This window comes from Protofrankia sp. CiP1_Cm_nod4 (assembly GCF_982290645.1).
Genome location: NZ_CEVIVC010000170.1, coordinates 1 through 8,275, shown reverse-complemented (window position 1 = coordinate 8,275; position 8,275 = coordinate 1). Strand labels below are relative to the sequence as shown.

5 protein-coding genes and 1 pseudogene are annotated in these 8,275 nt (G+C 71.7%); 3 read left to right on the top strand and 3 right to left on the bottom strand.

Features of this window, described 5'->3' with window-relative positions:
* Positions 1–244 precede the first annotated feature (244 nt).
* Positions 245–1,153: an endonuclease domain-containing protein gene (locus AC5LSR_RS21440; protein ID WP_250290748.1), complete on the top strand. Its 909-nt coding sequence runs from the start codon at positions 245–247 to the stop codon at positions 1,151–1,153.
* A 116-nt stretch (positions 1,154–1,269) separates the two neighbouring features.
* Here AC5LSR_RS21440 and AC5LSR_RS21435 read toward each other — a convergent pair whose 3' ends face one another.
* From AC5LSR_RS21435 to AC5LSR_RS21425, 3 genes are all read right to left on the bottom strand, one after another.
* Entirely contained in the window at positions 1,270–2,115 is an 846-nt protein-coding gene (locus tag AC5LSR_RS21435; protein WP_250290749.1) for a transglutaminase family protein, read from the bottom strand.
* Positions 2,116–2,212: 97 nt separating this feature from the next.
* The gene (locus tag AC5LSR_RS21430) at positions 2,213–3,163 is read right to left on the bottom strand and encodes an alpha-E domain-containing protein (protein WP_250290750.1); all 951 of its coding nucleotides are present in this window, start codon (positions 3,161–3,163) and stop codon (positions 2,213–2,215) included.
* Positions 3,157–4,941 carry a circularly permuted type 2 ATP-grasp protein gene (locus AC5LSR_RS21425; RefSeq protein ID WP_250290752.1) on the bottom strand — a complete coding sequence of 595 codons (1,785 nt, stop codon included), beginning with the start codon at positions 4,939–4,941 and terminating at the stop codon, positions 3,157–3,159. Before AC5LSR_RS21425 ends, AC5LSR_RS21430 begins: the two co-directional genes overlap by 7 nt.
* 323 nt (positions 4,942–5,264) lie before the next feature.
* Between AC5LSR_RS21425 and AC5LSR_RS21420 the strand changes: the two genes are divergently transcribed.
* Positions 5,265–6,878 carry an ABC-F family ATP-binding cassette domain-containing protein gene (locus tag AC5LSR_RS21420; protein WP_250282672.1) on the top strand — a complete coding sequence of 538 codons (1,614 nt, stop codon included), beginning with the start codon at positions 5,265–5,267 and terminating at the stop codon, positions 6,876–6,878.
* Between the two features lie 317 nt (positions 6,879–7,195).
* Positions 7,196–8,158 (top strand): annotated as a pseudogene (locus AC5LSR_RS21415) (cation diffusion facilitator family transporter); the annotation flags it as partial.
* Between the last annotated feature and the right edge of the window lie 117 nt (positions 8,159–8,275).

Sequence of the window (8,275 nt, the reverse complement as noted above, 5' to 3'; positions counted from 1 at the left end):
CCGCCGGCCCGTCCGCCCGTCCGCCGCGCTCAAGCGGTCCGGCGGCGTTGCCTCGGAATCGCCCGGACACGACGACCAGGGCCAGTTCAGGCCGACATGGCACCAGTTGAAAACCTTCTATATTAGTAGATATCACCCCTGTGGACGAATGTTATCCACAGGGGTGGCCGAGATGCACAGTCAGGAAATGCCCGACACATGGAGAGACATCCTCCTTGATCAGGATGGTGTCGTACGGCTGGAAGTGGCGGTTCGTGCCCTCGGCCGGCCGGCCGTCCGCCATCGGCTCGTGACCGGCGCCTGGCAACGGGTGCACCTACGGGTGCTCGTCACCCACAGTGGCCCGCTCTCCCCACCGCAGACGCGGTGGGCGGCCGTACTGCACGCGGGAGCCGATGCGGTACTCAGCCATGCCACCGCCGCCGAGCTGGGCGGGCTGCAGGGCTTCCCGTCAAGAACGATCCACGTCAGCGTGCCGAACGCGCACCAGGCGCCTGCCGTCCCCGGCGTACGGGTCCATCGCCGCCGCGGCCTGGGCGCCGACGGCATCCTCCCGGCCGTGCGTCCACACCGCATGCGTATCGAACACGCGCTGCTCGACATGGCGTCGACCGCGACCAGCGAGGACGCGGCCAGAGCGTTGCTGGCCGCCGGCGTCCAGCAACGGCTGACAACCGCCGCACGGCTGCGGGCCGTCCTCGACCGGCTTGTCCGGGTCAGATGGCGGCGTCTCATCAGTGAAACCCTCGCCGACGTCGAGGGCGGCTCCCATTCGCTGCCCGAACTGCGTTTCGTCCGCGCGCTGCGCGCGGCGTCCATACCGCTGCCGGACCGGCAGGTGGCCCGGCAGCGAGCGAGCGGACGCTGGTATCTGGACGCCCACTGGGAACACGCCCGCCTGACAGTGGAGATCGACGGCACCGGCCATCTCGACCCCCGCACCTGGCTGGCCGACCTCGCCCGCGGCAACGAGCTGACCCTCGCCGGCGACCGCGTCCTACGCTTCCCGTCCTTCGCCGTCCGTGACCACCCCGACGACGTCGTGGCCCACATAGCCCTCGCACTCACCAGCCCACTCACGAACACGATCATGACAACGAGGGGACAGGTGGCTGCCACAGCAGCCACTTACACACTCAATCGTGTGATCTGACGCGGCGTTGGGGTCTTTTTGGATCTTGACTGGTGGGGGTGCCGGCGGTGGTGTGGGAGGGGGTCTGCTGGGGGCTGGTCCGTGTGGGTGAAGATGCCCACGGGAAGCGAAGCGGGCTAGCTCAGGCGGGTGACGGCTACGGTTACGCCCAGGGAGGTCGATGCGCCGCCGGAGTAGACGCCGAGGAGGGGCGGGACGTCGTTGTAGTCCCGGCCGCGGGCCACGACCACGTGTTGCTGCCCGGCGGGGACGCCGTTGGTCGGGTCGAAGCCCCACCAGTCGCCGAGCCAGCCCTCCACCCACGCGTGGCTCTGGCCGACGACGGTCTCGCCGATCGTGGCGTCCGTGGACGGGTGCAGGTAGCCGGAGACGTACCGGGCCGGTAGGCCAACGGCCCGCAGCAGCACCAGAGCCAGGTGGGCGAAGTCCTGGCAGACGCCTTCGCCCTGCTGCCAGGAGTCCACCGCGGACGTGTGCACGCCGGTCGTGCCGGGCCGGTAGGTCAGGCGCTGCCGGACCCATTCGCCGACAGCCGGGACGAACTCGGCCGGGGTGTGGCGCGCGGCGAGTTCGCGGGCCGTCTCGGCGAGCTCCGGATGGTCCGTGGTGAAGCGGCTCGGACGGATGAACTCGACGAAGCGGTCCGTGATCGACCCGTCGGCGAGGGCCTGCCAGTCCGGTCCGTCGCTCGGTCCCGGCCGGGCGGGGGCGGTGCGTACCACCGAGCGGCCGGTGACGACGAGCTCGGTGTGCGGGGTGTGCAGGTCGAACGCGGTGACCTGCGTGCCCCAGTAGTCCCAGTAACGGTAGGTGGCCGCCGTCGGCTCGGTGCGCACGGTGGCCTCCAGGGTGAGCTGGCCGGCGGCGGTCTGCGGGATGATCCGGGTCTCGTTGTACGAGGAGATCACCGGGGCCGCGTACCGGTAGCCGGTGGAGTGCTCGATCCGGATCTGCCAGCTCACCGCCGCGCCTCCGTTCGCCCGCCGGCCCCACCCCGGCCCGCCGCCACACCGGCCCGGCCCCGGCCAGCCATCATGCCGGCTCCGCTCTCACCCGTCGTCATGCTGGTACCTCGATCGTCCAGGAGCGGGGGGCGTTGCGGGCGAAGTAGCGGTGCGTGACTGCCTCGCTGACGGTGGAGCAGGTGCGTTGCAGCGACACCAGCAGGTCGGGCATGTCGTCGACCAGCTCGTCCACGCTGCGGAACTCAAGTTCGGTGCGGGCCCGGCCGACGATGCGGCGGGCCATGTCGTCCACGGTGAACCGGGCCTCGCGGCGGGTGCCGTCGAGCTCGGCGAGGATCTGCTCGGCCATCGACAGCGACCAGTACACCGACCGTGGGAACAGCCTGTCCAGCAGCAGGAACTCGGCGACGCGCGCGGCGTCCACGGCCCGCCGGTAGGTCCGCAGGTACGCCTCGTGCGCCCCGCAGGAGCGCAGCAGGCTCACCCAGCTCTGGGACGCGGGATCCTCGCTGATGCTCGACGACAGCAGCCGGGCGGTCATGTCGACCCGTTCCAGGCTGCGCCCGAGGATGAGGAAGCGCCAGCCGTCGTCGCGGGCGAGGGTGGCGTCGACCAGGCCGGCGAGCATCGCCGTCCGTTCCCTGATGTAGCGGAAGAACACGTGCGGGCCGAGGCGGCGCGCGAGCTCCTCGGAGTGCGGCAGGTCGTTCCAGGTCGCGTTCAGGCACTCCCAGACCTCGCTGGAGATGACGTCGCGGGCGCCGCGGGCGTTCTCCCGGGCCGCGCCGACCGCGCCGGTGATGCTGGACGGGTTGGCCGGGTCGAACGCGAGCAGTTCGGTGACCTGCCGTGAGTCCGCGGCGGCGGCGTCGTCGGGCGCGGGCATGCCCATGACGGCCAGCAGCTCCCGGCCGGCCGAGGTCTCGTCCAGCCACGGGTCCTCCAGCACCCGTTGGACGTGGACGTCGAGGATGCGGGCGGTGTGCTCGGCGCGCTCGGAGTAGCGGCCGATCCAGAACAGCGACTCGGCGATGCGGCTCAGCATGCGGCCGGCCCGTTCAGGCGGCGGGCCTGGTCACCGATGGTCTCCGGCCGTGGCTGTCCGTGTTCCGACTGGTCCCACCGCGGCTCCTGCCGCTGCCCTTGCCGCTCCTGCCTCTGCCATGGCTGCCCCTGCCATGGCTGCCCCGGCTCCTGTCGCCGTGGCTGCCCCGGCCGGTGTTGTGGCCGCCCTGGGGGTGGTTGCGGCTGCCGTCCCTCCCGCTGTTGTTGCTGTTGTTGCTGCTGGTCGCAGGAGGGGAACGGGCCGACGTCGGGGCCGTCGGCGACCTGCGGGACGTTGCCCGGCGGCCGGGTGCGCGGGGAGATGCTCTCCCGGCTGGACTCCGGCGAGGCCAGCACCCAGGTGTCCTTGGAGCCGCCGCCCTGGCTGGAGTTGACCACGAGGCTGCCGCGCGGCAGCGCGACCCTGGTCAGCCCGCCCGGCAGCACCCACACCCGGCGGCCGTCGTTGACCGCGAACGGGCGCAGGTCCACATGCCGTGGCCCCAGCCGGTCACCGGCGAGCGTGGGCGAGGTCGACAGCCGCACGATCCGCTGGGCGATCCAGCCACGCGGGTCGGCTTCGATCTTCAGCCGTAACACGCCGAGCTCCGCCGCGGACGCCTGCTCGCCGATGACGATGCCCTTGCCGCCGGAGCCGTCCACCGGCTTGAGCACGAGCTCGTCGAGGTGGCCGAGCACATGGTCGCGCTGGTCGGGGTCTTCCAGCCGGTAGGTGTCGACGTTGGCCAGGACCGGTTCCTCGCCGAGGTAGTACCGGATGAGGTCGGGGACGTAGGTGTACATCAGCTTGTCGTCGGCGATCCCGTTGCCGACCGCGTTGGCGATGGTGACCCGGCCCGCCCGGGCGGCGTTGAGCAGCCCGGCGCAGCCAACCACCGACTCGGGGCGGAAGTGCAGCGGGTCCAGCCAGTCGTCGTCGATCCGGCGGTAGACGACGTGGACGGGCCGGTCGCCCTCTGTCGTGCGCATGGTGACGTTGTTGTTGCGTACCGTCAGATCCCGTCCTTCGACGAGTTCGACGCCCATCTGCCGGGCGAGCAGGGCGTGCTCGAAGTACGCCGAGTTGTACACCCCCGGTGTCAGCACGACCACGGTCGGGTCGGCGACGTCGGGCGGGGCGGCGGCCCGCAGCGCGTGCAGCAGATGGGTGGCGTAGTCCGCGACCGGGCGCACCCGGTGGGTGGCGAACAGTTCGGGGAAGACCCTGGTCATCGCCCGCCGGTTCTCCACCACGTAGCTGACCCCCGACGGCACCCGCACGTTGTCCTCGAGGACGCGGAAGCCGCCCCGCTCGTCGCGGATCAGGTCGATGCCGCTGACGTGCGCGCGGACCCCGTTCGGCGGGTCGATGCCGTGCGCGGCGCGGTGGAAGTGCGCGCTGGAGAGCACCAGCCGGCGGGGGACGATCCCGTCGGCCAGGACCTCCGCCCGCCCGTAGATGTCGGCGAGGAACGCCTCCAGCGCCCGGACACGCTGGGTGACCCCGCGTTCGATGACGTCCCATTCGGAGTTGTCCAGCAGGCGGGGGACGAGATCCAGCGGGAAGGGGCGCTCCTCGCCGAAGAGGTTGAAGGTGATCCCGGCGTCCCGGAACGCCCGGTCGAGCGCGGCCTTGCGGGCGGCGAGGTCGCTGCTGCTCAGCGGCCGGAGGGCGTCGTAGAGCGAGGCGTACAGCGGGCGGGGGGTGTCCGGGGCCTCGAACACCTCGTCCCAGGCCTGCGTGGCCTGGGACGCATACCCTTCGAAGAGGTCCGCCACATCCGGAGAGCCTAAGTTGCCTGTGTTACCGCCGTATGACGGCGTTTCGGCCCTGGTGGCACAAAAATGATCACCATGCCGCCGGCTGTCGGTTGCAGGATGGATACAGATGTGTACCAGACGGCTAACCGTAGTCCGAGATCGGGCGATCGTAGTCTGAGACGATGGGTCTGGCGGCGCGGTGCCGCCTCGCTGTCATCGGCTGTCGGTTGCCAGCACCAGTCGGTCGGTGACCGGCAATCGGTTGCCGGTCACCGGCTGCCGGTAGGGCGGTAGCCGATCGCTCCACGTTCGTCGACGTTCCCGGAAGGCCACGTACACCAATGATCATTGCGTCCGATCTCGAGCTGCGCGCGGGCGCCCGCACCCTCATCGAGGCGGTGTCGTTCCGCATCCAGCCCGGCGACCGGATCGGGCTCGTCGGACGCAACGGGGCCGGCAAGACGACGCTGCTGAAGACGCTGGCCCGCGAGACCCTGCCGTTCGCCGGCACGGTGGACGTCCGCGGCGAGCTCGGCTACCTGCCGCAGGATCCCCGCAGCGGCGACCCGTCCGATACGGTCCGCGACCGCGTTCTTTCTGCCCGTGGTCTCGACGCGTTGCTGCGCGAGATGGAGAAGCTGCACGTCGAAATGGCCGAGCTGGTCGACGAGGCCGCCCGCGACACGGCCATCCGCCGCTACGGCCGGCTGGAGGAGCGTTTCGGCACGCTCGGCGGGTACGCGGCCGAGGCCGAGGCGGCCCGGATCTGCTCGGCGCTCGGGCTGTCGGACCGGGTCCTCGCCCAGCAGCTCGAGACGCTCTCCGGTGGCCAGCGCCGCCGGGTGGAGCTGGCCCGCATCCTCTTCGCCGGGGCCGGCGACAACCAGGCGACCCTGCTGCTCGACGAGCCCACCAACCACCTCGACGCCGACTCGGTCGTCTGGCTGCGCGACTTCCTGCGCTCCCACGACAGCGGGCTGGTCGTGGTCAGCCACGACGTCGACCTGCTCGACCGCTGCGTGAACAAGGTCTTCTACCTCGACGCCACCCGCGCCGCACTGGACGTCTACAACGTCAACTGGAAGACGTACCTGTCCCAGCGGGAGCTCGACGAGCGCCGCCGCCGCCGCGAGCGGGCCAACGCCGAGAAGAAGATCGACGCGCTCAAGGCCCAGGCGGACAAGATGCGGGCCAAGGCGACCAAGGCCCGCGCGGCCCACCAGATGGACCGCCGGGCCGAGCGGCTGGCCGCCGGCCTGGCCGAGGTGCGCGTCGCCGACCGGGTCGCCAAGCTGCGCTTCCCCGACCCGGCGCCGTGCGGGCGCACGCCGCTGACCGCCACCGGGCTGTCGAAGTCCTACGGGTCGCTGGAGGTCTTCGCCGGGGTCGACCTCGCCATCGACCGCGGCGCGCGCGTCGTCGTCCTCGGCCTCAACGGCGCCGGCAAGACCACGCTGCTGCGGATCCTCGCCGGCGCCGAGACCCCCGACACCGGCGAGGTCCATCCCGGTCACGGGCTGCGTCTGGGCTACTACGCCCAGGAGCACGAGACCCTCGACACCGACCGCTCGGTACTGGACAACATGCGCGCGGCCGCACCCGGCACCTCGGACGTGGAGCTGCGCCGCATCCTCGGGGCCTTCCTGTTCAGCGGGGACAGCGTCGACCAGCCGGCCGGCACCCTCTCCGGCGGGGAGAAGACCCGGCTGGCCCTGGCCGGGCTGGTGTGTAGCGCCGCCAACGTGCTGCTGCTGGACGAGCCGACCAACAACCTCGACCCGGCGTCCCGCGACGAGGTGCTGGCGGCGCTGGCCACCTTCCGCGGGGCGGTGGTGCTGGTGACCCACGACCCCGGCGCGGTCGAGGCGCTCGCGCCCGACAAGGTCCTGATGCTGCCGGACGGCGTCGAGGACTCCTGGTCGGCGGACCTCGCCGAACTGATCACCCTGGCCTGAGACGTCACCGGCGGCCCGCGGGGCGGCCCGCTCCGGCGGTGTGTCCGGCCCGGTCGGCGGAGCTCCGGCGTAGTCCGGCCGGGGCTGGCGCGGTCCGGCGTGGGCTGGCGGTGTGTCCGGCGCGGGCCGGCGGCAGTGATCGTCCTGGCTCGCGGGTCGCGGTCATCATGGCCGGCGGGCGGGTGACCGGCCCGGCTTGGCACACTGGCCGGGGACGTATCGGACGCCGTCACCATCTGATAACCGTCCGGGAAGCGTCCGGAGATCGTTGATAGATCGTCGAGAAGCTGTCGAGGAGTGGTGGGTCAGGTGGTCGTGTGAGCGCGGAAGGTGGTAGCAGGGCGGTCGTAGCCGCGCTGGCGGCCAATCTGGGGATCGCGCTGGCGAAGCTCGTCGCGTTCCTCATCACCCGGTCGTCGTCGATGCTGGCCGAGTCCATCCACTCGCTCGCCGACTCGGGCAACCAGGGCCTGCTCCTGCTCGGCCGGCGGCGCGCCACCCGGCCGGCCGACGAGGAGCACCCCTTCGGCTACGGCCGCTCCCGCTACATCGCCGGCTTCCTCGTCGGGATCGTGCTGTTCAGCGTGGGCGGGCTGTTCTCCGTCTACGAGGGCGTGGAGAAGCTGCGCCACCCGCACCATCTGGACAACGGCGTGGTGGCGGTGGTCGTCCTGCTGGTGGCGATCGGTCTGGAGGCGTTCTCCTTCCGGACCGCGATCCACGAGACCCGGCAGGTCAAGGGGGACGCGTCGTGGTGGGGCTTCATCCGCGCGGCCCGCGCCCCCGAGCTGCCGGTGGTGCTCCTGGAGGACCTCGCCGCGCTGGTCGGCCTCCTGCTCGCCCTGGGCGGTGTGGGCCTGACCCTCGTGACCGACGACCCGATCTGGGACGGCGCGGGCACCCTCGCCATCGGGATCCTGCTGCTCGTGGTGGCCGTCATCGTCGCGGCGGAGACCCAGGCGATGCTGGTGGGGGAAGCGGCGGCCCCGGCGACGGTCGCGGTTATCCGGGACGTCCTCGGGCACTCCCCGCACATCACCGACGTCATCCACATCCGCACCCTGCACCTGGGGCCGGAGGAGCTGCTCGTCGCGGCGAAGATCGTGCTGGACGTGGAGCTGACCGTGCCCGCTGTCGCGGCCGTGATCAACGACGCCGAGTCCCGGCTGCGCGCCGCGGTCCCCATCGCGCACCGCATCTACCTGGAGCCGGACCTCCGTCCACCCGCGGCAGAGCCCGCCGCGGCAGAGCCCGCCAGGGCACAGGCCAGCACCCCGCCAGCCCTGACCAGCCCCGCGCCCCCATCCCGTCCGTGGGAACGAGTACGTAGGTGGCTGCTCTGGCAGCCGGTTGTTCCCTCGTTCTCGTGGGCGGGCGGCTCACGGGACGGGTGGGGT

Excerpts from the sequence above, each read along its gene's own strand:
- AC5LSR_RS21420 (WP_250282672.1), top strand. The coding sequence starts at position 5,265 with ATGATCATTGCGTCCGATCTCGAGCTGCGCGCGGGCGCCCGCACCCTC.
- AC5LSR_RS21430 (WP_250290750.1), bottom strand. The coding sequence starts at position 3,163 with ATGCTGAGCCGCATCGCCGAGTCGCTGTTCTGGATCGGCCGCTACTCC.